Annotated in this window: 22 protein-coding genes; 8 read left to right on the forward strand and 14 right to left on the reverse strand. The window is 71.7% G+C overall.

Translation table 11 applies throughout. From position 1 onward, the window contains the following. Window positions 1–39: 39 nt before the first annotated feature. Complete coding sequence (glyS, locus tag JHB91_RS10375) at window positions 40–2,226, reverse strand: glycine--tRNA ligase subunit beta (RefSeq protein ID WP_199472813.1); 2,187 nt, start codon at window positions 2,224–2,226, stop codon at window positions 40–42. 17 nt (window positions 2,227–2,243) lie between these two features. Beyond that, the gene (gene glyQ, locus JHB91_RS10380) at window positions 2,244–3,155 is read right to left on the reverse strand and encodes a glycine--tRNA ligase subunit alpha (protein ID WP_199374077.1); all 912 of its coding nucleotides are present in this window, start codon (window positions 3,153–3,155) and stop codon (window positions 2,244–2,246) included. A gap of 87 nt (window positions 3,156–3,242) precedes the next feature. On the opposite strand from glyQ, the gene JHB91_RS10385 reads away from it, so the two are divergent. The 3 genes from JHB91_RS10385 (at window position 3,243) to JHB91_RS10395 (ending at window position 6,800) form a co-directional block, all read left to right on the forward strand. After that, on the forward strand, window positions 3,243–5,057 hold the full coding sequence (locus JHB91_RS10385; RefSeq protein ID WP_199472814.1) for a GspE/PulE family protein: 1,815 nt from the start codon (window positions 3,243–3,245) through the stop codon (window positions 5,055–5,057). A gap of 24 nt (window positions 5,058–5,081) precedes the next feature. Then, a complete protein-coding gene (locus tag JHB91_RS10390; protein ID WP_199472815.1) occupies window positions 5,082–5,819 on the forward strand; it encodes a glutamine amidotransferase in 738 nt (245 codons plus the stop codon). 66 nt (window positions 5,820–5,885) lie between these two features. Next, complete coding sequence (locus JHB91_RS10395) at window positions 5,886–6,800, forward strand: hypothetical protein (RefSeq protein ID WP_199374071.1); 915 nt, start codon at window positions 5,886–5,888, stop codon at window positions 6,798–6,800. Between the two features lie 8 nt (window positions 6,801–6,808). Here JHB91_RS10395 and JHB91_RS10400 read toward each other — a convergent pair whose 3' ends face one another. The 5 genes from JHB91_RS10400 to JHB91_RS10420 all read right to left on the reverse strand — a co-directional run bounded on the left by JHB91_RS10400 (window position 6,809) and on the right by JHB91_RS10420 (window position 9,907). Beyond that, window positions 6,809–7,498 carry an RDD family protein gene (locus JHB91_RS10400; protein WP_199472816.1) on the reverse strand — a complete coding sequence of 230 codons (690 nt, stop codon included), beginning with the start codon at window positions 7,496–7,498 and terminating at the stop codon, window positions 6,809–6,811. Beyond that, window positions 7,498–8,253 (reverse strand): twin-arginine translocase subunit TatC, encoded by a 756-nt coding sequence (tatC, locus tag JHB91_RS10405; RefSeq protein WP_199374067.1) that lies wholly within the window; start codon window positions 8,251–8,253, stop codon window positions 7,498–7,500. Before tatC ends, JHB91_RS10400 begins: the two co-directional genes overlap by 1 nt. Next, window positions 8,234–8,674, reverse strand: coding sequence for a Sec-independent protein translocase protein TatB (tatB, locus tag JHB91_RS10410; protein ID WP_199472817.1), 441 nt, complete (start codon window positions 8,672–8,674; stop codon window positions 8,234–8,236). The genes tatC and tatB overlap by 20 nt, the downstream gene beginning before the upstream one ends. A 31-nt stretch (window positions 8,675–8,705) precedes the next feature. Beyond that, window positions 8,706–8,948, reverse strand: coding sequence for a Sec-independent protein translocase subunit TatA (gene tatA / locus JHB91_RS10415; protein WP_199472818.1), 243 nt, complete (start codon window positions 8,946–8,948; stop codon window positions 8,706–8,708). Between the two features lie 80 nt (window positions 8,949–9,028). Continuing rightward, complete coding sequence (locus JHB91_RS10420) at window positions 9,029–9,907, reverse strand: lipid-binding SYLF domain-containing protein (RefSeq protein WP_199374379.1); 879 nt, start codon at window positions 9,905–9,907, stop codon at window positions 9,029–9,031. 214 nt (window positions 9,908–10,121) lie between these two features. Between JHB91_RS10420 and hemH the strand changes: the two genes are divergently transcribed. Beyond that, window positions 10,122–11,093: a ferrochelatase gene (gene hemH / locus JHB91_RS10425; RefSeq protein WP_199472819.1), complete on the forward strand. Its 972-nt coding sequence runs from the start codon at window positions 10,122–10,124 to the stop codon at window positions 11,091–11,093. Next, window positions 11,093–11,935 (forward strand): alpha/beta hydrolase, encoded by an 843-nt coding sequence (locus JHB91_RS10430; RefSeq protein WP_199472820.1) that lies wholly within the window; start codon window positions 11,093–11,095, stop codon window positions 11,933–11,935. Before hemH ends, JHB91_RS10430 begins: the two co-directional genes overlap by 1 nt. 21 nt (window positions 11,936–11,956) lie before the next feature. On the opposite strand, the gene JHB91_RS10435 is transcribed toward JHB91_RS10430, so the two are convergent. The 3 genes from JHB91_RS10435 to ttcA form a co-directional block, all read right to left on the reverse strand. Further along, complete coding sequence (locus tag JHB91_RS10435) at window positions 11,957–12,769, reverse strand: SprT family zinc-dependent metalloprotease (RefSeq protein WP_199374057.1); 813 nt, start codon at window positions 12,767–12,769, stop codon at window positions 11,957–11,959. Window positions 12,770–12,849: 80 nt separating this feature from the next. Then, window positions 12,850–13,755: a recombination-associated protein RdgC gene (locus JHB91_RS10440; RefSeq protein ID WP_199374055.1), complete on the reverse strand. Its 906-nt coding sequence runs from the start codon at window positions 13,753–13,755 to the stop codon at window positions 12,850–12,852. Window positions 13,756–13,839: 84 nt separating this feature from the next. Then, window positions 13,840–14,694, reverse strand: a complete 855-nt coding sequence (ttcA, locus tag JHB91_RS10445; protein ID WP_199472821.1) for a tRNA 2-thiocytidine(32) synthetase TtcA — start codon at window positions 14,692–14,694, stop codon at window positions 13,840–13,842. 104 nt (window positions 14,695–14,798) lie between these two features. On the opposite strand from ttcA, the gene JHB91_RS10450 reads away from it, so the two are divergent. Together JHB91_RS10450 and JHB91_RS10455 are read left to right on the forward strand one after the other, a co-directional pair. Further along, window positions 14,799–16,880 (forward strand): Ig-like domain-containing protein, encoded by a 2,082-nt coding sequence (locus JHB91_RS10450; RefSeq protein WP_199472822.1) that lies wholly within the window; start codon window positions 14,799–14,801, stop codon window positions 16,878–16,880. An 84-nt stretch (window positions 16,881–16,964) separates the two neighbouring features. Continuing rightward, complete coding sequence (locus JHB91_RS10455; protein ID WP_199374047.1) at window positions 16,965–17,180, forward strand: YdcH family protein; 216 nt, start codon at window positions 16,965–16,967, stop codon at window positions 17,178–17,180. Between the two features lie 10 nt (window positions 17,181–17,190). Here the strand turns inward: JHB91_RS10455 and JHB91_RS10460 are convergent, their stop codons facing one another. Continuing rightward, window positions 17,191–19,110, reverse strand: a complete 1,920-nt coding sequence (locus JHB91_RS10460; protein ID WP_199472823.1) for a tetratricopeptide repeat protein — start codon at window positions 19,108–19,110, stop codon at window positions 17,191–17,193. A gap of 239 nt (window positions 19,111–19,349) precedes the next feature. Here JHB91_RS10460 and JHB91_RS10465 point away from each other — a divergent pair, with 239 nt between their 5' ends. Next, window positions 19,350–21,515, forward strand: coding sequence for an Ig-like domain-containing protein (locus JHB91_RS10465; protein ID WP_199472824.1), 2,166 nt, complete (start codon window positions 19,350–19,352; stop codon window positions 21,513–21,515). A 40-nt stretch (window positions 21,516–21,555) separates the two neighbouring features. On the opposite strand, the gene JHB91_RS10470 is transcribed toward JHB91_RS10465, so the two are convergent. From JHB91_RS10470 to JHB91_RS10480, 3 genes are all read right to left on the reverse strand, one after another. Next, entirely contained in the window at window positions 21,556–22,122 is a 567-nt protein-coding gene (locus JHB91_RS10470) for a hypothetical protein (protein WP_199472825.1), read from the reverse strand. Window positions 22,123–22,273: 151 nt separating this feature from the next. Next, window positions 22,274–25,036 carry a glycerol-3-phosphate 1-O-acyltransferase PlsB gene (plsB, locus tag JHB91_RS10475; RefSeq protein WP_199472826.1) on the reverse strand — a complete coding sequence of 921 codons (2,763 nt, stop codon included), beginning with the start codon at window positions 25,034–25,036 and terminating at the stop codon, window positions 22,274–22,276. A 47-nt stretch (window positions 25,037–25,083) separates the two neighbouring features. After that, window positions 25,084–26,028: a hypothetical protein gene (locus tag JHB91_RS10480; RefSeq protein WP_199472827.1), complete on the reverse strand. Its 945-nt coding sequence runs from the start codon at window positions 26,026–26,028 to the stop codon at window positions 25,084–25,086. Window positions 26,029–26,039 lie beyond the last annotated feature (11 nt).

Here is a 26,039-nt window from a genome sequence, read left to right on the forward strand (position 1 = left end):
GCAACCGCAGTGCCCGGCGGCACCGCGGTGCTGCCTGCATCAGGACGACAGATGCTCGATCGCCGCCACGGCGCCCAGGCGGGCCGACAGCCGGCCAAGCAGCGCGAGGCGATTGGCGCGCAGCGCGGCGTCGTCGACGTTCACCATCACCTCGTCGAAGAACGCGTCCACCTGCGGGCGCAGGCGTGCCAGGCGCGCCAGTGCCGTGACGTAGTCGCCGTTGGCCAGCGCCGGCGCGGTATCGGCTTCGGCGGCGGTGACCGCTTCGGCCAGCGCGCGCTCGGCGGGCTCGGCGAGCAGCGCCACATCGACATGGTCGGGGCGGGTGCCCTCGGCCTTCTTCAGGATATTGCCGATGCGCTTGTTGGCGGCGGCCAGCGCCTCGGCCTCGGGCAGCGCCGCGAACGTGCCGATGGCAGCGACGCGGCGGTCGAAGTCGCGCAGCGACGCCGGGCGCAACTCGGCCACCGCGGCGAAGTGCTGCGGCGGCACGCCGCGGTCGGCGTAGTAGCCGCGAAGGCGGTCGAGGATGAAGTCGTAGAGCTCCGTGGCCAACGCGTCCGGCGCCGGCGGAGGCGCGGCGGGCTTGCCGGCCTTGGCCGTGTCGCCGCCCGCGTCGGCCCTGGCAGCCAGCTGTGCGGCGTCGACCGCGGCGATGCCGGCGACCACGTGGCGCGCCGCGATCGCGGCCAGCGCCGGCAGGTCGAGCTCCAGCCCGCTTTCGATCACGGTCCGCGCCAGGCCGAGCGCGGCGCGGCGCAGCGCGAACGGATCCTTGTTGCCGGTCGGCTTCTGGCCCGCGGCAAAGCCGCCGGCCAGGGTGTCGAGGCGCTCGGCGATCGCCAGCACCCGGCCCGCCGGCGACGGCGCGATGGCGTCACCGGCGTGGCGCGGCTGCCAGGCCTCGTCGATGGCGTGGGCCAGCGCGAGGCGGTCGTCGTGCGCGAGGTCTTCGAGCGACGCGTCCTGCATCGCGTAATAGCGACCGGCGATGCCCTGCAGCTCGGGGAACTCGTTGACCATGCGCGACTGCAGGTCGGCCTTGGACAGGAGCGCCGCGCGCGCCGCGAGTTCCGGATCGACGCCGACCGGCGCCGCGATGTCGCGCGCCAGCGCCGCCACGCGCGCGGCCTTGTCGGCCACGCTGCCGAGACGCGCCTGGTAGGTCACGCCCGCGAGGCCGGCATTCATCGATGCCAGGCCCTGCTTCATGTCTTCGACGAAGAAGAAGCGCGCGTCGGCGAAGCGCGGGCGGATCACGCGCTCGTAGCCCTTGCGGATCTCGGCCTCGTCCTTCGATTCGATGTTGGCGATGCCGATGAAGTGTTCGCCGAGGCGGCCGTCGGCGTCGAGCACCGGGAAGAACTTCTGGTTGGCTTCCATGGTCGCGATCAGCGCTTCATGCGGCACTGCCAGGAAGCCGGCGTCGAACGAACACGCGACCGCCTTCGGCCACTCCACCAGGCATTCCACCTGGGCCAGGTTGCCCGGCTCGATGCGCGCGCGGCCGCCGGCCGCGGCGGCCGCGGCCTCGACCTCGGCGACGATGCGCGCGCGGCGCTCCACCGGATCCACCAGCACCTTGGCGGCGCGCATGGCGTCGACGTAGTCGCCGGGCTGGCCGATCCACACCGGCTTGTCGTGCATGAAGCGGTGGCCGCGGCTCATGCGGTCGGCGCTGGCGCCGAAGGCCGCGGCGGGCACGACCTGGTCGCCGAGCAGCACCACCAGCCAATGCACCGGTCGCGCGAAGGCGTGGCCGTGCGCGCCCCAGCGCATGGGCTTGGGGATCGGCATCGCGGCGATGGCGTCGGCGAGCACCGCGGGCAGCAGGTCGCGGGTGGCAGCGCCCGGCGTGACCGCGCGGTGCACGAACCGCTCGCCCTTCTGGTCGCTGGTGCGCTCGAGCGCGGTCCAGTCCACGCCGGCCTTCTGCGCGAAGCCCTGCAGCGCGCGCGTCGGCTGGCCGTCGGCGTCGAGCGCGATGTTGACGTATGGCCCCAGCACCTCGCTGGCCTGCTCGGGCTGCAGCACGGCCACGCCGTCGAGCAGCGCGGCGATGCGCCGCGGCGAGTACAGCGGTCGCGCGTCGGCGGCGAAGGCGATGCCGCGGCGCGCCAGCGCGTCCTGCACGCCGGCGAGGAACGCCTGGGCCAGGCCGGGCAGCGCGGCGACCGGGAGTTCGTCGGTGCCGAGTTCGATGAGCAGCGGGGCGGTATCGGTCATTGCTGTGCCTTGGTGCGTCAGGCGGCCGAAGCCGGGGCCTGCTTGAGGCCCGGGAAGCCGAGCTTCTCGCGCTGTGCGTGGTAGCTCTCGGCCACCGCCTGCGACAGCCGGCGCACGCGCAGGATGTAGCGCTGGCGCTCGGTGACGCTGATCGCGCGGCGCGCGTCGAGCATGTTGAAGCTGTGGCTGGCCTTCATCGCCTGCTCATAGGCCGGCAACGGCAGGTCGAGCGCGACGAGCTTCAGCGCCTCGGCCTCGCAGGCGTCGAAGCGGTGGAACAGCTCGGCGACGTCGGCGTGCTCGAAGTTGTAGGTGCTCTGCTCGACTTCGTTCTGGTGGTAGACGTCGCGGTAGGTCACCGGCGTGCCGTCGGGGCCGTGCGTCCACACGATGTCGAACACGTTGTCGACGTTCTGCAGGTACATGCACAGGCGTTCGAGGCCGTAGGTGATCTCGCCGAGCACCGGACGGCACTCCATGCCACCGGCCTGCTGGAACCAGGTGAACTGGGTGACCTCCATGCCGTTGAGCCAGACTTCCCAGCCGAGGCCCCAGGCGCCGAGTGTCGGCGACTCCCAGTTGTCCTCGACCAGGCGCAGGTCGTGCACCAGCGGATCCACGCCCAGGCTCTTCAACGAATCGAAGTACAGCTCGACGATGTTGTCGGGGCTGGGCTTCATCGCCACCTGGTACTGGTAGTAGCGCTGCAGGCGGTTGGGGTTCTCGCCGTAGCGGCCGTCGGTCGGGCGGCGGCAGGGCTGCACGTAGGCGGCGTTCCACGGCTCGGGGCCCAGCGAGCGCAGGAAGGTCGCGGGATGGAAGGTGCCGGCACCCACCTCCAGGTCGAGCGGCTGGATCAGCACGCAGCCCTGCGCGGCCCAGAATTCGTTGAGCCGCTGGATCAGCTGCTGGAAGGTCGGTGCGGTCATGCGCGTTCGGTGCCCGTGGAAAGGCCGCGTGGCGGGGCGCGCTAGTATAGCGGCGCCCCCGCACGCCCCCATGCGGATGCCGGAGCGATGTTGCAGCCGCCTACTCCAATACGCGACCACGCCACGCCTTCGCCCACGCGCCTGCCGCGCGGCCGCCTGGCGCTGGAACCGGTGCTTGCCGCGCTGGTCGCCGACGGCCTGCTCGCCGAGGACGATGCCGGGCGCGCACGCATCGCATCGCGCCAGGCCCGCGCGCTGGACGGCATCCATCCGCTGGTGCTGCTCGCCAACCTCAAGCTGCCCGCGCGCGTGCCGGTGGGCACCGACCTCAGCCTGGAGCGCCTGTCGCAGTGGCTCGCCGGTGCCTGCGGGCTGCCCTACCTGCGCATCGATCCGACCCGGGTCGACGTGGCCGTGACCACGGCGCTGGTGTCGCAGGCGTACGCGCGCCGCCATCGCATCCTGGCCGTCGAAGTCACCCCGACCCACGCGGTGCTCGCGACCAGCGAGCCGCTGGACACCGCCTGGCTGCCGGACCTGCAGCGCCTGCTGCGCCGCGAAGTCTCGCTGGTGGTGGCCAATCCGCTGGATATCGGCCGCTACGCCATGGAATTCCACGGCGTCACGCGTTCGGTGCGCGGCGCACGCGACACGCGCGAGGGCGGTGATGCCGGCCTGCCGAGCTTCGAGCAGCTGGTCGAGCTGGGCCGTGCCGGCGACGTCAACGCCGACGACCAGCACGTGGTGCACATCGTCGACTGGCTGCTGCAGTACGCCTACGAGCAGCGCGCCAGCGACATCCACCTCGAGCCGCGGCGCGAGGCCAGCCAGGTGCGGTTCCGCATCGACGGCGTGCTGCACAAGGTGTTCGAACTGCCGCCGCCGGTGATGGTGGGCGTGGTGAGCCGGGTCAAGGTGCTCGGGCGCATGGACCTGGCCGAGCGCCGGCGCCCGCAGGACGGGCGCATCAAGACGCGCTCGCCGGGCGGGCGCGAAGTCGAGATGCGCCTGTCGACCATGCCCACCGCGTTTGGCGAGAAGTGCGTGCTGCGCATCTTCGACCCGGACACCGCGTTCAAGCCGCTCGAGGCGCTGGGCTTCGATGCCGGCGAGGCCGCGGCCTGGAACGACCTCACCACGCGTCCGCACGGCATCGTGCTGGTCACCGGCCCGACCGGCTCGGGCAAGACCACCACGCTGTATTCCACGCTCAAGCGCCTGGCCACGCCGGACCTCAACGTGTGCACCGTCGAGGACCCGATCGAGATGATCGCGCCCGAGCTCAACCAGATGCAGGTGCACAACGCGATCGACCTCGGCTTCGCGCAGGGCGTGCGCACGCTGCTGCGCCAGGACCCGGACATCATCATGATCGGCGAGATCCGCGACCTCGACACCGCGCAGATGGCGGTGCAGGCCTCGCTCACCGGCCACCTGGTGCTGTCCACGCTGCACACCAACGACGCGCCGTCGGCGGTTACGCGCCTGCTCGACCTGGGGCTGCCGCATTACCTGATCGCGTCCACGCTCAACGGCGTGCTGGCGCAGCGCCTGGTGCGCACGCTGTGCCCGCACTGCAAGGCGCCGGCGGAAGTGCCCGCCGACGACTGGCGCGCGCTGCTCGGCGAGGGCGCGCGCATCCCCGAGGGCACGCCCTTCGGGCCGGTCGGTTGCCTTGAGTGCCGCAACACCGGCTACTACGGACGCGTCGGGCTGTACGAGCTGATGCCGGTGTCGCCCGCGCTGCGCGCGAAGATCAGCGCCGACATGGACCTCGCCGGCTTCGCCCGCGCCGGTGCCGCGGAGGGCCTGCGCACGCTGCGCATGGCCGGCGCGGAGAAGGTTGCGCAGGGCCTCACCACGATTGCCGAGGTCGTCTCGGTGCTGCCGCCGCGCGAATAGCGGCGTGTCCATGGATCATTGCCGATGAGTCGCCGCCACGCCCCCTTCCTGGTCCTCGAAACCGGCCGCCCGGTCGCGTCGATGCGCCGCCACGGCAGTTTCGCGCACTGGATCCGCACCGCGGCCGGCCTCGAACGCGACGAGGTGAGGGTGGTCGACGTGCAGGCCGGCGCCAGGCCGCCGTCGCACCGCGGCTATGCCGGGGTCCTGGTCACCGGATCCGGCGCGATGGTCAGCCATCGCGAAGACTGGAGCGAACGCAGCGCCGCATGGCTGGGCGAGGCGGCGCGCGACGGCGCCCCGGTGTTCGGCATCTGCTATGGCCACCAGCTGCTCGCGCATGCGCTGGGCGGCGAGGTCGGCGACAACCCGCGCGGCCGCGAGATGGGCACCGTCGCGCTCGACCTGCACCCGGATGCTGCCCACGACCCGCTGTTCGCCGGCCTCCCGCCGCGGATCTGCGCCCAGGCCACGCACCTGCAGAGCGTGCTGGCGCCGCCGGAAGGCGCGACCGTGCTGGCTGCGTCCGCGCTCGACGACTGCCACGCGTTCCGCTGGGGCCACGCGGCCTGGGGCGTGCAGTTCCACCCCGAGTTCAGCGGCACCCACATGCGCGGCTACATCGAAGCGCGCCGCGATGCGCTGGCCGGCGAGGGCCACGATCCGGTCGCGGTGCGCGACGCCGTGCGTGCCGCGCCGCGGGCCCGCGATGTGCTGCGCCGCTTCGTGCGCCACGCGCGTCGCGGCGGGGCCGTCGGGTAGGCGGCCGTCCAGTAGAATGTCGCCTGCGTGGCGACCGCCACGGACACGCTTATGACGGGGAACGGCATGACCACGCGCGCGATGGGCCCGGTTGCGGGTTTCAGCTGGCTGAAACAGGCGATCAACCAGGGGGGCGGCAACCCGAAGGCCGTGTTTGGCGGCGCCGCGCTGCTGATGCTGGTGGCGCTGGTGCCCACCCTGGTGCAGATCGTGGTGCAGGGCGGCATGGGCGCGGTCAGCGCGCAGGCGACCATGGCGCTGCTGGGTTTCTCGGTGCTGTACTCGCTGGTGGTGATGGGCCCGCTGTTCGCCGGCTACCTGCGCCTGCTGCACGCCAACGAGTCCGGCGCGCCGGTGCATGCCACCTCGATCTTCCAGGTGTTCCAGGCCGGCCAGGGCGCGGGCCGGGTGATCGCGGTCCTGCTGGTGGTGATCGTGGTCGGGCTGCTGCTGTTCGGTGCCATCGCGCTGGCGTTCGGCGGCGACTTCTTCGCCGAGATGGCGGTGGTGATGGAGGCGCTGGAGTCGGCGGAGCCCGGCGAGACGCCGGTGATCCCGGCGTTGCCGAGCGGCACCGGTACGCTGTTCGCGCTGCTGTTCATCGTCGGCGTGTTCTTCAACGGGGTGTATTCGCTCGCCCTGGGCCAGGCCGCGCTGGGTCGCGCGAGCGTGGGCCAGTCGCTGGCCGACGGCCTGCTGGGTGCGCTGAAGAACCTGTTGCCGCTGCTGGTCCTGACCGTCGCGGTGCTGGTGGTCGGACTGGTCGCGGTGTTCGTGCTCGCGCTCGCCGTCGCGCTGCTGATGGCGCTGGGCTCGTTCATCAACCCGGCGCTGGGCATGGTGCTGGCGGCGCCGCTGTACTTCGCGGCGATGGTCGCGGTGTACGTGGTGATGTTCGGCGTGATCTACGCCATGTGGCGCGACGTCTGCGGCGGCGCGGCCGACGCGGACAGCAGCAACGGACACGAAGTCGCGGCCTGAGCCGCCGCTCAGCCCAGCGCGCGTTCCAGCGCGGCCCGCAGCACGCCGCCGGCCGCGGACATCATCCAGGCGTTCGCCGCGAGCGTCGCGGCCGCGAGCAACCGCAGCCATGCGCGTGCCCAGCCGGGCATGCGCGCCGTCGCGTCGTCGGCCAGGCACACGCGCGTACCGCTGATGCGGTCGTGCAGCGCGGCGTGGCGTGGCGGCACCGCGGCCAGCAGGTGGCCGACATTGAGCGTGAGCCAGGACAGGCCACCGGCGAGGAAGCGCACCAGCAGGGACGCGATGCGCGGCGGCTGGCCCGCGGCATCCACCACGCGCAGGCCGAGCGCGCGCTTGCCCGGCGTCGCCTGCCAGCGCGAGCGCTCGAAGCCGACGCACCACGCCATCCACGCGACCACGAACGCCGCCAGCGGCGGCAGCAGCATCGCGGACATGGCCGACTGCACATCGCCCGCCGCTGCCAGCAACACCGGGTCACGCAACCAGCCATTGGCGAGGGCGAGCGGCGACTGCAGGGTCTGCAGTGCGTCGGCCATGCGCACGGCGGCAGCCTCGAAGAGCGTATGGGCTGCGGCCCCGAGCACGCCGGCCGAACGCTGCAGGTGTGTCCAACCCAACCCCACCACCGGCAGCGCAACCAGCACGGCATCCAGGCTCCACGCCGCGGCGCGCCGCCAGAAGCCGGCGGGTCGCATCAGTCGGCGCCGTCGCCCGCCGCGGGCTCGCGCCGCGACAGCGCGCGCGCCGCCAGGATCCCGGCCTCGTACAGCAGGCACATCGGGATCGCCAGCATCAGCTGCGAGATCACGTCCGGAGGGGTGATCACCGCCGCCAGCACGAAGATGCCGACGATCGCGTAGCCGCGCGATTCGCGCAGCTGCGCGGGCGTCACCCAGCCCAGCAGCACCAGGATCACCAGTGCCACCGGCAGCTCGAAGCTGATGCCGAACGCCAGGAAGATCACCAGCACGAAATCCAGGTAGGCGTTGATGTCGGTCATCATCGCCACGCCCTCCGGCGTCACCGCGGTGAGGAAGGTGAACACCGACGGCAGCACCACGAAGAACGCGAACGCGCAGCCTGTGTAGAACAGGATCAGCGACGTTGCGAGCAGCGGCAGCGCCAGGCGCTTCTCGCGCCGGTACAGGCCCGGCGCCACGAACGCCCAGGCCTGGTACAGCAGCCACGGCATGCTCACCACCAAGGCCGCGAAGAACGCGAGCTTGAGCGGCGCGAAGAACGGCGAAGCGACTTCGACCGCGATCAGGTGCGCGCCTTCGGGCAGCTTGTCGATCAGCGGTTGCGCAAGCCACGCGTACAGGCGGTTGGCGAACGGCAGCATGGCCAGCAGCGCCACGCCCAGCCCCATCAGCCCGCGGATGATGCGCGCGCGCAGCTCCAGCAGGTGGTCGAACAGCTGGCTTTCGCCGCTATCGGTCTCCGCGGACATGCGTGTCTCCCGGGCCGGACGGCGCGTCGTCGCTGGTGGCACCGGGCTCCGCTGCGGCATCGGCGGGCGCCGGTGCGTCAACGGCTGGCGCGGGCGCGGGCGATGCGGCTGGCGCCCAGGGCTCGATCGCGTCGCTGACCTCGCCGCGCATGCGCTCGAAGTCGCGCCGCACCTCGTCGCCGCTGGCGCGCACGCGGTCGCGCAGGTCGCCGGCGGCTTCGCGGGTCTCGTCGATGCTGCGCTTGAGCTCCTCGGCGGCGAGTTCGCGCTCGAGTTCGGACTTCACCGAATACCACTGCGCGCGCGCGCGGCGCACCCACAGCCCGGCGAAGCGCGCCGCCTTGGGCAGGCGTTCGGGGCCGAGGACCACCAGGGCGACCACTGCGATCAGCAGCAGCTCGCCAAAGCCGAGGTCGAACATGCGTGCGTTCGCGAAGCGCCGGCCCGGAGGCTCAGCGCTTGACGTTGTCGTCGTGGTGTTCGGAGGCCTTGTCGCTTTCGCGCGACTGGTCGCCCTGGCGCGACTGGTCGCCGAGCTGGCCGGCCGGCTTGTCGTCGTCGTCGGACATGCCCTTCTTGAAGCCCTTCACCGCTTCGCCCAGGTCACGGCCGGCGCCGCGCAGGCGCTTGGTGCCGAAGATCAGCAGCACGACCACCAGCACGATGAGCCAATGCCAGATGCTGAAACTGCCCATGCTGCTCTACCTGGATTCCGTCGGGTGCTCAGGATAACAAGACGCCCCGCGCGGCGCGTGCCGGCGGGACGCGCGTGCAATTACCAACGCGGTTCCGGGAGCGGCTCGGGCAGCGATTCAGGCAGCGGCTCGGCGAACACCGGGCTGTCCTCGACCGGTTCGAAGGCCGAAGGCGCCGCGCTGCCCGCGGCGATCGGCCGGGTGTCGACGACCGCAGTCGCAGGCGCCGCAGGCGCGCTGTAGCCCGTGCGGCCTTGGGCTGCGGTCGTGCCCCGGTTGCTGCGCGCCAGCGCGGTGGCTTCTTCCAGGCGGTCGCGGAAATCCACCACCGCGGCCGACGGCTGGCCCCTGGCGCGGCCCTCGAAGATCATCCTCGGCGTGGTGTCGCGGCCGTAGACGGACTCGTTGGCGGAGTCGTCGATCGACAGCACCGCGCCGTCGAGCGCCACGCCGGCGAACAGGCCGCGTGCGCGCGACCACGACCAGATCTCGGCCTTCAGCTCGCCGTCGGTCGCAGTGGAGGCGTTGCGGCCGAGCGGGCCAGCGGCCACCGCGGCATCGGCGCCGAGGGTGAACTTGCCGTTGACGATCGACTCGAGGCCGCGGTCACTGCGGAACACCAGCACCACGTCGGCCGACTGCACGCCCGCCTGGAAGCCGATGCTGCCGCCGGTGAGGGTGACGAAGCTCGGATTGGACCAGGTGCCATCGGGATTCTTGACCGACATCAGCCCGCGGCCGCGGCGGCCGCCGAGCACCAGGCCGGCCTTGATGGTGTCGGGCACCACCACGATCGCGCGCGCTTCGTCGAACAGCTTGTCCGGAATCCCGGACTCCGGGATCTGCTGGATGTCGGTGAGCACGCGCACGGCATTCAGCGCGCGCGCATCCTGGTCCGGGCCGGCAACGGCGGGCGCGGCGACGAGGGCGAGCGCGAGCGCGGCGGCAAGCGCGGGCATGCGGAGCTGGTTACGCGTGGCGGACATGGCGGACTCCGGAAAGGGATGGCACGAGGATGCGGCGGGTGGCGCGTGCTGTCGAGCGGGCACGATGTCGACCGCGGCGCGAAGGCCGTCAGGCTATGCGCAGCGCGATGAATCGGCGATGAGGCGGCGAACCCTTAGACTGGCGCCTGTTGCCGAACGCCACGCGCATCCCGCGAAGCCATCGCCCATGACCGAACTCCATCCCGCCCCCGGCGACACGCTGTTGCTGGTCAACCTCGGTACGCCCGCGGCGCCGACGCCCGAGGCCATCCGCACCTACCTCGCCGAATTCCTGTCCGATCCGCGCGTGGTCGCGCTGCCGCGCTGGCTGTGGCAGCCGATCCTGCGCCTGGCGGTGCTGCCGCGGCGCTCGAAGGCGGTCGCGCACAAGTACGAACAGGTGTGGATGGACGGCGGCTCGCCGCTGGCGGTGCACACGCGCAGGCTGGCCGAAGCAGTGCAGGCGCGCATGCCCGGCGTGCGCGTGGTGCATGCGATGCGCTACGGCGCGCCGGTGCTGGAAGCAGAGCTCGTCGCCGCACGCGACCGCGACGGACGCGTGCTGGTGCTGCCGCTGTACCCGCAGTACTCCACCACCACCACCGCGTCGGTGGTCGACGTGGTGCGCCGGGTGATGCCGGCCGCACAGGTGCGCGTGGTCGACGAGTATTCGGTGGATCCCGGCTGGGTGGATGCGGTGGCCGGTTCGATCCGCGCGCACTGGCAGGCCAACGGCCGTGGGGAACTGCTGCTGTTCTCGTTCCATGGCATCCCGCAGCGGCTGGTGGATGCGGGTGATCCCTACGAGCGCCAGTGCCATGCCGGAGCGCAGGCGATCGTCGCCGCGCTTGGACTCGAGGACGGCGAATGGCAGACCGCGTTCCAGTCGCGCTTCGGTGCGGGTGCCTGGCTGAAGCCCGCGACCGACGCCACGTTGCGCGCGCTGGCAGGAGCCGGCACGCGCCGCGTCGACGTGGTCTGCCCGGGCTTCTCGGCCGACTGCCTGGAGACGCTCGAGGAGATCGCGATCCAGAACGCGGAGCTGTTCCGCGAACACGGCGGCGAGACACTCGCCTACATCCCCTGCCTCAACGACGCGCCGGCGCACGCCGACGCGATCGCGGCCATCGCCATGCGCGAACTTGCGGCGTGGCGCTGATGGACGCCTTCGAACTAGACGTGCCGCTGGGCAAGGTGCGCGGCCTGCGCGCCGGAACGGCGGGTGCGACGTCGGTGCTGGCGTTGCATGGCTGGCTCGACAACGCCGCGAGCTTCATTCCGCTGGCACCGCACCTCGCGGGCGTCGACCTGCGCGCGGTCGACCTGCCCGGGCACGGCGCCAGCGACCACCTCGCCGCGGGCGCCGACTATTCGTTCGCCGGCGCCGTGCATTCGGTGCTCGACATCGCCGACGCGCTCGGCTGGGAGCGCTTCGCGCTGCTCGGCCATTCGATGGGCGCCGGCATCGCCAGCCTGGTGGCCGCCGCGTGCCCCGAGCGGGTGACGCGGCTGGTGGCGATCGAGGCGCTGGGCGCGCTGGCGGAAACGCCGGAGAACACCGTCTCGCGGCTGCGCGATGCCGTGGCCGCGACCCGCGCGCTGCCCGGCAAGCGCCTGCGCGTGTTCCCCGACCTCGAGATCGCGGTGCGCGCGCGCATGAAGGCCAACGGGCTGACCGAACCGGTGGCGCGGCTGCTGGTGGAGCGCGGCGTGGTGGCGGTGGAAGGTGGCTGGAGCTGGAGCAGCGATCCGCGCCTGACCCTGCCGACCATGGTGCGCATGACCGAGGCGCAGGTCGACGACCTGGTGGCCGGCATCACCTGCCCGACACGGGTGGTGTTCGCCGACCCCGCGCAGGTCTACCTGCCGGATGCGCTGCGCCGCGCTCGCGCCGCGCGGCTGCCCGATGGCGACATGACCATCATCGCCGGCAGCCACCACCTGCACATGGAAGATCCGCAGGCGGTTGCCGACGCGATCGGCGATTTCCTCGTCCGCTGAGCGCAGCGCCGCGGGCGCCCGTCAAGGCGGGGAGGCGGTGTCCCCGGACAGCAGCACGCGCAGCGCGGCCTTGAGCTGGCGCCCTTCGCTGCGGAAATAGTCGCGCTCGGCGCGCCAGTCCGGGCAGCGCGCCTCCACCTCGTGCCAGAACGCCGGCGAATGATCGGGCCGCAGCAGGTGGCAGAGCTCGTGCACCAGCACGTATTCGAACGCCGACGGCCGGCCGAGCACCAGCGCCAGGTCGAGCGCGAGCGTGCCGTCCGGCGCCAGCGAACCCCACTGCGAGGACATCGGCTTCAGGCGCATGCGCGCGGGCGCCCGCGGCAGGCCGGGCAGGTAGCCGGGCAGCCAGCGGCCGACGTCGGCGCGCGCTTCGCTCTCGTAGAACTCGCGCAGTGCGCGGCGCAGCGCGGTGCCGCCGCCACGCGCGGTGTCGCGGAACACGAGGCCGTCGGCATCGCGCACCACGCAGGCGAAGCGCCCGCGCTCCCAGCGCAGCGGCAGCAGTTCGCCCCGCAGCGGCAGCGCGTCGGTGACGCCACGCTGCAGCGGCGTGATGTGGTCGATGGCATGCGCGCGCAGCTGCGCCTGCAGCCAGTCGCTGTGTTCGCGCAGGAAACGCTCGCCCGCATCCAGGCTGGCGCGCGGCGGCAGCGTCAGGCGCGCGCCGCGTTCATCGACCGACAGGCGCACGCGCCGCGCGCGCGGGTCGCGCACGCGCAGCACATCGATGGAGCTGCCATCGTCCATCGCGAGCGCGACGGTGTCGCGCTGGACGTTGCGGGTGCCCGGTGCAATGGACTTCGGAAGCAGCAGGCGGAGCAGGGACGACATGCGCGCATTCTACCGGTGCGCGCACGCAACGCGCATGCGTGATGCATGCGCGCGTGCGACGACGTTGCGATGCACCGCGTTCAGGCGTCGACGCGCGACAGCTTGAGCGCGGGCTCGAGCACTTCGAACAGGCGCCGCACTTCGGCCGACATCAGCGCGAACTGCGCGTCGAGCTCCGCGCGCTGGTCGGCGCGGTCGCCGCTGTCGAGCTGGTCGACCACGCCGTCGAGGAACTTCAGCTTGCGCACCACCAGGTCTTCGCCGAGCACGAACGACACGTGGTCGTCGAGGTTGAGCGCCAGGCGGGTGACCTGCTTGCCGGCCTCGAGGTGGTGGGTGATCTCGTCGCTGCCGAGGTCCTGGCGCTGGCACTTCACCACCGCGCCCTTGTCGTTGGCGTCCTTCATCTCGCATTCCTCGCCAAGCGTCAGGCCGTCGGGAAGCTTCTCGCCGGCGATCCAGCCGGTCAGCACGCTGCGCGGCGCGACTTCGGCGTTCAGCGGCAGGGCCGGGAAGCTGCCCAGCGCCTCGCGCAGCTGCGACACCACCGCCTCGGCGCTCTTGCGCGACGAGGAGTCGACGATGCACAGCCCGTTCTTCAGGTCGATCATGGCGTCGGTGCGCGTCGGGCGCACGAACGCACGCGGCAGCAGCTCGTGCACCAGGTCGTCCTTGAGGCGCTTGCGCGCGCGCCCGCCGGGGCGGCGGCCTTCGCGCTCTTCCAGCTCGTCGAGCTTGCGCGCGAGCATGTCGTTGACCACCGCCGACGGCAGCAGGCGGTCCTCGCCGCCCACGGCCACCCAGATGGCGTCGGGCACGCGGTGGGCGAAGGCTTCGGTGTCACGGCCGAGCGGCGCGACGAAACCGCGCGAGGAGAGTTCCAGCGGGCCGACCGGCTTCAGCGGCTGCGCGGCAAGCGCGTCTTCGAGTGCGGCGAGGTCGAGCGAGGTGGGGAAGCGGAACAGCGTGAGGTTGCGAAAGAACATGCGGGGGCAATCCAGGATCGGTGTGTCGGGGGCAATGGCGCGTCGTTCCCGCGGATGCGGGAAGCCGGCCATCGGGCGTGGGGGTCAGTGCTCGGTACGGGGGGCGGGTCCGGCGTCGCCGCGGCCGAGGCCGGCGAAGTCGAACAGCGCCGGGTCGCCCAGTTGCGACGGGCGCACGTCGCCGAGCGCGCGCGCGATCTGGTCGATGCGGCCGGGCGTCTCGCGCTCCCAGTCCGCCATCATCCGCTGCACCTGCCTGCGCTGCAGGTTCTCCTGCGAGCCGCACAGGTTGCAGGGGATGATCGGGAAGCGCATGGCATCGGCATAGGCGGCGATATCCGCCTCCGCCACGTAGGCCAGCGGGCGGATCACCACGTGGCGGCCGTCGTCGCTCAGCAGCTTCGGCGGCATGCCGGCGAGCTTCGCGTGGAAGAACATGTTGAGGAAGAACGTCGCCACCATGTCGTCGCGGTGGTGGCCCAGCGCGATGCGCGTGAAGCCGTGCTCGGCGGCGTGCGCGTACAGCGCGCCGCGGCGCAGGCGCGAGCACAGCGAGCACATGGTCTTGCCTTCCGGCACGACGCGCGCGACCACTGAATAGGTGTCCTGTTCGATGACGTGGAAGTCCACGCCGAGCGCGCGCAGGTAGTCGGGCAGCACGTGCGCCGGAAATCCCGGCTGCTTCTGGTCGAGGTTGACCGCGGTGAGCGAGAACGACACCGGCGCCTTCTTCTGCAGCTGCAGCAGGATGTCCAGCAGGGTGTAGCTGTCCTTGCCGCCGGACAGGCACACCATCACCTTGTCGCCGTCTTCGATCATGCCGAAGTCGGCGATCGCGCGACCGACCTGGTGGCGCAGGCGCTTGGCCAGCTGCGGTGCCGGGGTGTCGGCGCGCGGCTTGCGCGGGGTCGGTTCGGCGAGGGGCAGGACGGTGCTCATCAGCGGGCCATTCTACCGGGGTGGCGGTTTTCGACACCGCAGTACGTATGTGTCTGGATTGCGCGGTGCCGTCGTGGCTGGCCGCGCCTCATCGGGCCTTGCACATGACCACCAGATCCAGCGCGCTGCTTGCCGTCGCGACCCTTTCCGTTGGCGCCGCGGTAGCCGCCGGCCTCAACCACGCGCCGGCCGACGACAGCACGCTCACCGGCCGCGATCGTCCCGTCACCATCGACGTGCTGGCCAACGATCCCGGCGTGACGGCCAGCACCGACCTGCGCCTGTACCGGCATCCGGCACACGGCAGCGCCTCCGTGGTGGGTCGCAGGGTGGTGTACACGCCGGCGCCGGGCTTCGCAGGGCGTGACCGCATCCAGTACTCGGTCAAGACCGGGCGCAGCTTCGGCATTGCCAGCGTGGAGATCCTCGTGGGCGACGCAGTGGTGCTCGATGGCGCCGTGACCGACGCTGGCGGCAACGCGCATGTCGCAGCTGGCGTTGGCGGCCACGTGTTCCAGGCGCGGGCCGGAGCGGACGGCCGCTACCGGCTCGAGGTGATCGGCCTGCCCGGCGACATGGTGACCCTGTCGGCGTCATCGGGCGACGTGGCCCTGCTGGCCGTGCCGGGCACCGTCGGGCGGCTGCGCGGCGAAGCCGGGGCCGACGGCGTGCTGACCCGCGACGAGAACAGCCAGGTGCAGCTCAGCCGTCTCAGCTCCGCACTCGCCTACCTGCTGCAGCTGGCCAACGGCGGAGCCCCGGTCGCGTCCGAGGCCGGGCTGCACGCGGCGCTGGGCGCGTACGACGCCGCGGCGCTGCTGGAGATGGCCGCGGCCATCAAGCTGGTGGCCGACGGGGACTATCCGCTGCCCGCCGGGATCACGGACACCCTGGCGCTGATCAGCGACGCGGATGCGTACCGCGCCTTCATCGCCGCGGTCGACGCCGATGACGCGCTGGCGCTGCGGGTGGCAGCCCTGGCGACGATGTTCGACGATGCGGTGCTGCCGATCGCCACGCCCGAGGACTTTCTCGGCGCCCGCTCGCTGGCATCGCCGGCTGCGAGGGGCCATGTCCGGGTCGGCCTGATCGAGGGTGAGCGCCTCGACCTGCAGGCGGGCGGAGCCGGGCAGTTCCATGCGACCCACCCCACCGCGGACCCCAGCGCGGGGTGGACGTTCGGCGCGGGCAGCATGCGCGTGGTTCCGCACGCGCCGGCGGTCACCGAGGAAGACGGCTGGCTCGATGGCATCGCGACGCGCCGCCTGCGCAGCGTGGAGCGCCTCGACCATCGCCTGCTGGTGGAGGGCCTGGGCAGCGGGCGCGACCTGGTCGCCGTGACGGTGCATACGCGCCTGCGCTACCCGGACAACCCGGGAGCGCCCGACGAGCTGTACACGGCCGACCTGCTGCGGCTGTCCTACCGCGACGGTGTCACCGGCATCCCGTTCGTGGCAGCGGAAATCCCCGGGGTGCGCACCCTGCCGCTGCACCGCCCGGAAGCGTTCACCCTGTCGGGTGGCGGCGATGCGACCCAGGGCCATGCGCCGCACCGCTTCCAGCCGGGCGGCACCGGCATCGTGCTCGACGACGGCCAGGCATTCACCTGGTCACTCGAGGCGGACGGCAACCTCAGCCTGGCGTATGCCGATGGCGAGCACATGCGTGTGCGCCGTCTGATGCGCGACGGGCGCAAGGGCGAGGGCGTGCTGGCCAGCTTCGTGCTGCCGGGCGGGCTGCTGAGATCCGACTTCGCGCTGTCCGCGGTACGCGATGGCAGCCTGGCTTTCGATGCGGCGGGCGTGGCGCGGGCGTGGCGTTCGGGCTTCGCCATCGGCCAGGCGATCCACGACGAATATCGCTTCGACTTCCACATCGTGCTCGACGGTCCGGGCCAGACCGGCTACCAGCTCAATGTCGGCGACGGCGTATCCACCAGCAGCCCCCTGCGCTGGGAGATCGAAGGCGGCGCCATGGTCGCGCGCCGCTATCGCGACAACCGGGGCTGGCAGGTCGAGTGCACGGTGGGCGTGGACGGCTGCGTGGTCTACCTGGAGCGGCGTTGGACCCCCATGTCCGCCAGCGGCGGGCGCATCTACGTCCACGAAGAACTGTGGATGATCGGCCCGGCGGGCGGTGGCCTGGAGATGTACAGCCAGCGCGGAAACTTCTACGACGCCGGCTGAATGCCACGGTGCCGCGGCGCGGCCATTCGCACCCGCTGCGGGCCGGGTGCCGGCTGCGCGCACAGCGTGTAACCTCGGACCGCCATGCACTTCTCCGACACTTCAGAGCAGGCTCGACTCGTACGGCGGCTGGTCGAGCTGAAGGCCGAGCATCGCGACCTCGACGCCGCGATCGCCGGCCTGCAGGCATCCATCGCGGCGGACGAGCTCGAGGTGAAGCGCCTCAAGAAGCGCAAGCTGCAGCTGAAGGATTGCATCGAGCGCCTGGAATCGGCGCTGATCCCCGACGAACCCGCCTGAGCCACGCCGCTCACTTCGCTGCGGTCACCAGCGAAGCGGCCTCGAGCCGCAGCGGGTGCGACGGCGCGTAGAACAGCGCCAGGCCGGTTTCGCAGCGTCGCGCGCTGCGGCGCGCTTCGCCGTGCTCGCCGCGCGCGCGCGCCAGCTGGGCGCGCACGCAGTCGGCTTCGGCGGGCAGCGGGTGCGGTGCCGGGAATGTCGCGCGCAGGGTCGCGTCGAAGTGCGCCAGGATCCCGGCCGCGCGCGCATCGTCGCCGAGTGCAACTGCGGTGCGCGCCCAACGCAGCGTCCGCAGGCCGGCCGTGCGGTCTCCGCCATCGGCCATTGATCCGTTCGCGTCGGTTGCCGCACGCAACCGGGCGGAGGCCGCGTCGCGGTTCCCGGACATGGCTTCGGCCCAGGCCAGGCCCGATTCGGCGCGCAGGCGCAGCGGGTGGCCCGGGCCCAGCCGCGGGTGCCAGGCGCGCAGCTGGGTGTCGAGGATCCCGATGGCCTGGCTCCACTCGCCGCGGCGCAGGCGGATGTCGGCGCGCCAGGCATCCGGCATCTGCGCCTCGATCTGCTCACGGCCCTGCACCTCGGTGAAGATCGCCCGCGCGGCCAGCAGCATGGGCTCGGCGCGCTGGTAGTCGCCCATTTCGACCAGCACGCTGCCCAGCGAGTTGTAGGCCCATGCCGTCCAGCTGGTGCGCTCGCCGTCTTCGCGGGCAATGGCCAGGAACGCGGTGAAATGACGCTCTGCTTCGGCATACCGGCCGAGCGCGCGCGCGGCCAGGCCGAGCGCCCAGTGCAGCTCGCCCAGCGTCCGGCGCTCGTGGTCGAACGCGCCACCGTCCAGCAACGGCTGCAGGATCGCCAGTGCTTCGCGGTCGTTCCCCTGCTCGCTGCGCAGCTGTCCCAGCTTGAGCGCCGCGAGGTCCAGGCCGGCGCCGTTGGCGCGCGCGTCGGCCGCTGCGGTCTCGCATGCCGACGCCGCTTCTTCGAGGCGGTTGCCGATGCGGTGCACGTCGCACAGTGCGGCCCCCGCGCGGACCAGCGCCTCGGCGTGGCGCGGCGCCAGCGGCGCATACAGCGCACGCGCCCGCGAGAATGCGGCAGCGGCCTCGGCATGGCGGTCGTGCCCGAAATGGATGGTGCCGAGCATGTGCTGCACCGCGGCGTTGGCTGCCGGATCATCGGCGAGTGCGTGCGCGGCCTTGCGCGAGGCGTTGTCGATCGCGTCCTGCAGGCCCATTTCCGGCTTGCCACCCCCGCTGTAGGGGTCGGCCTGGCCGAGGATGTCGCGGGTGACGAAATCGAGGACGGCCTGGTGCCGTGCGGCGTTGTCCACCGCCAGCCGGCGTGCACGGTCGGCCGAGACGTACATCGCAGACGTCGATACCAGCCCCAGCAGCAGCGCCATGGACACCACCATCCCGAGGCGGCGGCGCTGGCGCCCGGAGGCGAGCGCATGCCGGCGCACCGCCTCGCGCACGGTCGCCTCGGCCTCGGCGCGCACGCGGCGCTGCGCGCGCTGCGCCTCCTGCCGCAACCTGCGGTCCCCCGACCGCAGGCGCGGGGTCTCGGCAGGTGCCTCCGCCCTGACGGCGATCGTCGGCCGCCTGTCGACTTCGATGGCGAGCCGGTAGCCGTAGCCATGCACGGCACGCAGTGCGTGGCCATCTTCGCCCAGCGCCTGGCGCAGGCGGCCGATCGCCTTCGACAGCGAGTTCTCGGACACCACGCGGCCCGGCCAGCCGGCGTTGAGCAACGCATCCTTGGTCACCACCGTGCCCGCATGGCGCAGCAGTTCCAGCAGCACGTCATAGCTGCTGCGGTCCAGCTCGACGGCCCGGCCATCCACGCGCAGGCACGCCACGCGCTCGTCGAGCATGGCGGCGCCGAAGCGCCACACGTCGGCGGGTGCGGGATGGTCGTTCGATCCGGTCATGCCTGTCGCCCCGGCCCCTTCCGTGCGGGAGCCGAGCTTGTCAACTTCGCCGGTGCGCCGCAATGCCCCGGCGTCCGGCGCCTGCGGCGGCGTTCCGAACATTTCCGAACTCTTCCCGGGCGGACAAAGACCTCGGGGGTGGTCGCCAGCGGAGAATCGCGCAGCCGTGTCCGTCCGGACGTGGCGGCAACAGGGGGAAATCCATGAAAGCAGGACGAAGGACGAAGACGGGATGGTTTGTGCGCAGGATTGCGCCGCTGGGATTGCTGGCCGTGGCGCCGGTCATGGCAGTGACCGTGATCCAGGCCGAGCCGGACCAGGCGCTGGTGGCCACCGGGCGGTCGGTGATGATCGACGCGCGGGCCAACGACGCCGGCGCAGGTCCCGCGAGCACGCTGCGGGTGCACGTGCCGCCGGCCCACGGAAGCGTCCGGGTGGTCGGCGGCCAGTTCGAATACACCCCGGCTCCGGGATTCACCGGCCGCGACAGCTTTTCCTACCTGATCAAGGGCACGCGCAGCCTGGGCACGGCGACGGTCACGGTCGATGTCGGCAAGCCGCTGGTGCTGCGCGGCAAGGTGACCGACAGCCCGATCGTCAACGCCAGCGTGCAGGCGTCCGTGGACGGCAACAGCTTCAGCGCCCAGGCCGACGCCAACGGCGACTACAGCCTCGAGATCATCGGTCTCGACGGCGGCATGGTGACCCTCGGCGCGCAGGGCACCGGCGACCAGGCGATCGCCAATTTCCTGAGCGTCGCCGGCGGCTTCGATCGCCTGCTGGCGGAGGCGGGCGCGGACGGCCAGCTGACCCGCGACGAGAACAACCAGGTGCAGGTGACCAATGTCAGCACCGCGCAGGCCTACCTGATGCAGCTCGCCAGCGGCGGCCTGCCGATCAACAACGATGCCGCGCTGGAAGTCGCCCGCGAAGCGATCGACAACGGCCAGCTGCTGACAGCTTCGGCGGCCATCAAGCTCGCCGTGGACGGCGGATTCGCACTGCCTGACGGCACGACCGACACCCTGGCGTTGCTCAGCGCGCCGGGCGCGTTGCAGGCCTTCCTCGAAGATGTCGAGGAACAGGCGCCCGGCGCCCTGGCGGAGGCGATCGTGGCCATTGCCAGCGACCCGGACCTGACCGTGCCTTCGGACGAAGAGGACATGGTCGGTACCTACACCCTGGTCTACGACCTCGGCGTGCCGGGCACGGTCAACACCGGCTATATCCAGGGCGCGCGGCTCACGCTGGACGCGGACGGTGGCGGCGAAATGCTCCTCGCCGCACCCAACGCCAACCCGGCGGTGACCTGGAGCTTCGACAGCGTCACCGGCCGCGCGGTGGTGGTACCGGTCAGCCCGGTCGTCGTCGTGGGCTTCGAGATCGTCAACAACGTCCAGGTGCGGCGCGATTCCGTCACCTCGCGTTACGAGGTCGCCAGGCTGTTCGAGGGCAACGGCCGCGACACGCTCGCGGTCACCAGCACCGTCGATTACTGGTATCCCGAGAACCCGGGCATCCCCTCCGGCTCCACCAGCGGCACCGCCAGCAATGTCGGCGTGCGCGATGGCCAGGGCACCCTCGCCTTCAGCAGCGGCGAAATCGCCGGCTCCTCGCGCAGCATGGCGATTTCCGACACGCCTTATGCCACGGCCAACAACACCGGCGCCGAGCTGTTCACGTTTGCCGCCAACGGCAGCGGCGTGCGCGCGGACGGGCTGGCCTTCACCTGGCAGATCGACCCACTGGGCCGGCTCCAGGTGGCCGACGCCGCAGGCTCCAGTGCGACATACGCACGCGTGAGCAGCGACGGGCGTGGCGCGGAAGGGCTGGCGGTGGACTGGACGTCACCCATCGGCCGGCGCAGCGCGACGCTGCAGATCTCCGCCATCGCCGACGGGTTCGCGTTCACGCCGGCGTCTGCGCAGGCCGACTGGCTGTCCGGCCAGAACATCAGCCGGACGGCTTACATGGCCAACAACACCGGCTTCTACATCCTGTTGCGCGGCGCCGGACTCGGCTGGACGCTGAGCACGGGCGAGGGCTACGCCACGCCGACACCCGGCGGCTGGTCGGTGCAGGGCGGGGTGATGGACTTCACGCTGTACCGCAACGGCAGCCACGCCCCGGTGCATTGGTGCCAGGTCGGCGTCAACGGCTGCTATGTCTTCCTTGCGCGACGCTGGCGTCCGGTCGGAGCGGATGCGGGTCGCGTCTACGTGATCGAAGAGTTCCTCTGGGACACAGACGGCGATGGCGACCTGGACGTCACCAGCCAGCGCGGCAACTTCTACGACACCCAAGGTGCCGTTCCGCCGTTCTCGGTCGCGCCGCCGCGCGTGCCCGCGGCGGCCCCGGTGCAGGTCAAGCCGGTGGCGAAGGTCGGGGCCAGGTCCGGCCGCTGAGTGCCTCGCGGCGGGGCCATGCAGGCCCCGCCGCGGATGCTCAGGGCACCCAGACCTGCTGTCGCGTCAGCACGTCGGCACTGATCTCGGACACCCGGCCGCCGGCGTCGAATGCCACCTGGATCTCGTCGAAGCTCCTGCGCCAGTAGCGCCAGACATTGGCGGCGAGATCGGGGTTTTCGCTGCTGATCGGATAGCCCAGCGACATCAGCACCTGTTCGCGGGTCATGCCGGCGGTCAGGCGCGCGCTGGCGATGGCGTCGCGGATCTTGTCCGGGAATGCCGCCGCGGCGATCCGCGGATCCTCCGCCACCACGTAGCGTTGCGTGAAGCGCGCGCTGCCGAGGTCGCGGCTGTAGTCGTTGGCGAGCACGTGGCGTTTGCCGCCGATCAGGAGCCGCAGCTTCTTCGGGCCCTGGCCGGCGACCTTCACCGGCGTGCCGAACGGCACGATCGACATGCCTTCTTCATCGTAGTTGATGTCGCTCATCTCGCTGCCGTAGCTGCGCATGTTGCAGCACAGGTAGCCCTCGGGCTTGTCGGCGGCGTGGGCCACGGTGGCGGCCGCGAAGGCGGCGAGTGCAAGCAAGGTCCGGTTGAATCGCATGGCACAACTCCCTGTCGTCGATGCGCGGCCGGACGCGCCGCGTTCAATGCGGTTCGCAAGAGGCATGCAGGTGTCCCCCCCGGGCGTCGCGTCCACCGACGCCGCGGGCATTGTGCCGCCGCCGGCGGCGTCCGGCATAGCCCGCGGACGCTCAGCCCCCGGACGCGTCCGCGGCCTGGTCCGTTGCCGCGGGCTCGGGCTGCCGCTTGGCCGCCTCGGGGCTGATCTTCTCGATGGTGTGGCGCAGCTCGCGGCCGAGGATCAGCTTGGCGTCCTTGGCCCAGGTGTCCAGGCGCTGGTCGAACGCGAGCTTGCTGTTGTGGTCCAGCTTCACCAGGCCGAGCTCGCGCAGCTTCTGGATGAAGCCGCGGAACAGGGTCTTGTCGAAGAACTCCGGTGCCGCCGGGGCGTACAGCAGGCTCAGGCGCTGTGCCGCCAGCTGGCACAGGGTTTCCAGTTCGCCGGTGCCGAGCGCGCCGGAACCGTTCTTGGCCAGCACCGATATCGCGATGTAGTAGCGCTCGAACGCCTGCTGCAGCGGATGCCCGAGCGCGCGCAGGCGGAACACCTCGTCCGACTGGCCTGCGTGGCGGGCGAGGATGCCGCCGTCGTCGTCGCCGACGCGCTCGAGCAGGCCCTCGCGGATGAACAGCGCGATGGTCTGGTCGATGCGTCCGGCAAACCCGTCCTCGTCCCAGGGCAGGAACAGCTCGCCCTGCAGGAACGGGTACATCGCACGGCCGATGCGCAGCAGGCTGTCGCGCGCCATGCGCCGGTTGTGCAGGAAGCAGCACGCGATCCACGCCGAGGCGGTGAACAGGTGCACCACGTTGTTGCGGAAGTACGACAGCAGCACCGCGGTGTTGCCGTCGACGCGCAGCACGTCGCCGAGCGGATGCGCCACGCGGTGCAGCACGCCGATCTCTTCGCCGTGGGCGATGATCTGTTCCGGAGAATGCGGGGTCACGGTGACCAGCGGGCTGTAGGGCACTTCGTCCAGCAGCTTCTTCGACAGCACGATCTGCGCGGTCAGGTCGCCCTCGCCCATCGCGTGCTTGGGCGTGGACAGCAGGGCGAGCGCCAGCAGGTTGATCGGGTTGACGTCGGCGGCGCTGTTGACGCGCTCCTGGATGCGCTGCGCGGTGGCGTCGACCGTGGTCGACAGCCAGCCGGGTTTTTCCTCGTCCGGCAGCGGCGTGCCGTCCCACTCGCCGGCGTGCTCGGCGAGCATGTCGGCCAGCGCGATCGGCTGGCCGAAGTTCACCACCACCTGGCCGTAGTTCTGGCGCAGCACCTTCGGGATGCCCCACAGCAGCGCCCAGATCGACTCGCCTTCCTTGGGCTTGCCGGAGAGCTCGTCGAGGTAGCTGTTGCCCTCCATCAGCTTCTCGTAGCCGATGTACACCGGCTGGAACAGCACCGGCCGCGTCGGCTGGCGCAGGAACGCACGCACCGTCATCGCCACCATGCCGCCCTTGGGCTGCAGCAGGCGGCCGGTGCGCGAACGCCCGCCTTCGATGAAGTACTCGATGGAATAGCCGCCCGATACCAGTTGCGCCACGTATTCGGTGAACACCGCCGAGTACAGCGCGTTGCCGCGGAAGCTGCGCCGGATGAAGAACGCGCCACCCTTGCGCAGGATGGTGCCGATCACCGGCAGGTTGAGGTTGATGCCCGCGGCGATGTGCGGCGGCACGATGCCGCGCGTGTACAGCAGGTAGCTCAGCAGCAGGTAGTCCATGTGGCTGCGGTGGCAGGGCACGTAGACCACTTCATGGCCCGGCGCCGCGGCCTTGAGGTTGTCTAGGTGGTGCACCAGCACGCCGCGGAAGATCCGGTTCCAGACCGTGGACAGCAGGAAGCTGGCCGAGCGCACCACCGGATGCGCGTAGTCGGCCGCGATCTCGTAGGCGTAGCCGTGCGCCTTCTTCCAGGCTTCGGCCTGCGCCTTGTCGCCGACCGCGCCTTCGCGTCGCGCCTGGTCGGCAATGGCGTCGCGCACCGGCTGCGCGGACAGCACCTTGTCGACCAGCAGGCGGCGGGTGGACAGGTCGGGGCCGATCACCGCCGCGCGGATGCGGTTGAAGTGCGTGCGCAGCACGCGCGACAGCTTGCGCACCTCGCGTTCCGGCTCGAGGCCCTCGGTGATCACGCCCTGCAGGTCGATCGCCGGGGAGAACCGCACCAGGGTGTCGCGGCCATTGAGCAGGATCGCCAGCAGGCGCCGGAAACGCCCGACGATCGTCCAGTTCTCCGAGAACAGCACCGAGAACCAGCCGCTGTTCTTGTCCGGCGAGCGGCCGACGAAGATCGAGACCGGCACCAGCTGCACGTCGAGGCCCGGGTCGTGCCGATGCGCCTCGAGCAGGCGGGCCAGCGAGTCGGAGTGGCTCTTCTTCGGCGGCTTGCGCTGCTGGGTGGCGATCTGCGTCGCCAGGGCGAGCGCGTTGCCGGCGTTGCGCCGCGACAGCGCCACGTAGGCGCGCTTGCGGCCCAGCGGGTCACCCGGGAGCGGCCGCAGCGGGGACGGCAGGCCTGCTTCGCGGCAGGCGCGTTCCAGGATCAGGGCGTTGGAAAGCCCGTAATCCTCGAGCACGTAGCAGACCAGCCGCCCATCGATCGTGGGGCCGGGGGCCGACGGCTCGATCTTCAGTCCGATCCAGGGCGCCAGCATGCCGCCGAGCAGGCGCGCCCACAGCGGGCGCTGCGCGCGCGGCGCCGCACGCGGGCGGGCGGGCGCGCGCAGGACGTCCGCATCCGCGGGGCCCGGCGGATGCGGGCGGGTGTCGTGCCGGTCGGCCGGCGCGGCAGCACCCGGCGAAAGATCCTCGGGCGCGGCAGCGCCCGGGGCATCCGCGCCGCCGGGCCTCGCGGCCTCGGGGCTGCTGTCGAACAGGGAAGGTTGGTCAGGCATCGTCGGCATTATGCCCAAGCGCGCCGGTTGCCCGGTCGCGCAGGCCTTCAGGGAGCCGCCGCCGGGCCATCGGGCAGCGGCGCCGTCGGCTGCGGGGTGGCAGGGCGGGCGGGCACGCCCGCGGCGGACTCGGCGTGGCGCAGGAAGTCACTGATGTACCACTGGCCGCCAAGGCGTTCGACCGGGACCAGGGCGTCGATCTGCTCGCCGGCGAGCAGGTAGCGCAGGCGGACTTCGGCATAGTCGCCGGCCTGCATGTGCAGGCTGGCCTCCAGTGCGTCCAGGCTGTCGTCGACGGCCAGCCCGTAGCCGGCCAGCACCGCCTTGGCTTCGCCGCTGAAGGTGCCGATGCGGCGCAGCGAGGCATCCATGCCGGCGGCCGACCAGGCCTCCGCGTCGGCGTCGGCGAGCTCCACGGCACGCGCCGCGGTGGCCAGGCGCGCGATCGCCACGTGCGCGCGTTCGCGCTCGGCCAGCGGCGCACGCTGCGCCCAGCGCGCCACGGCGGTGACGAGCTGCGCGTAGTGGGCGCGTTCGGCCGGGCTGAAGTCACCCTGGTGGTCCACGTACTGCACGCCAAACAGGCCCAGCGTGGTCGCGGCGGCGCGGATCTCGGCGCCGGCGCCGGCGAACTGACGGTCGAAGTCCTTGCGCAGGGTGGCTTCCGCGTCCGGGGCGGCGAGCGCGGCCAGCACCGCCGGGATGCGGTCGTTGAAGGGCAGTTCGTCCAGCGGCCAGCGGCTGCGGCCATCGCGCCAGGCCTGTTCGAGGCGGGTGTGCACCGCGGGCGGTACCGCGTCACGGGCGAAGGCGGCGAAGTCGTTGTCGCGCAGGTGCCGGCTCAGCAGCTGCACGGCCAGCACCGGGCGGCTGGTGTCGCCGCGGACCGGCGCCGTGGCCGGCGCCTGCGGCGCGGGCTTGCAGGCGGCAACCGCACAGGCCAGCGCGGCGGCTGCGAGCAGCGGCAGCAGGGTGATTCGTGGATGCGGCACTCGGCTTCCCT

Source organism: Luteimonas sp. MC1828, assembly GCF_016461615.1.
GTDB lineage: Bacteria > Pseudomonadota > Gammaproteobacteria > Xanthomonadales > Xanthomonadaceae > Luteimonas.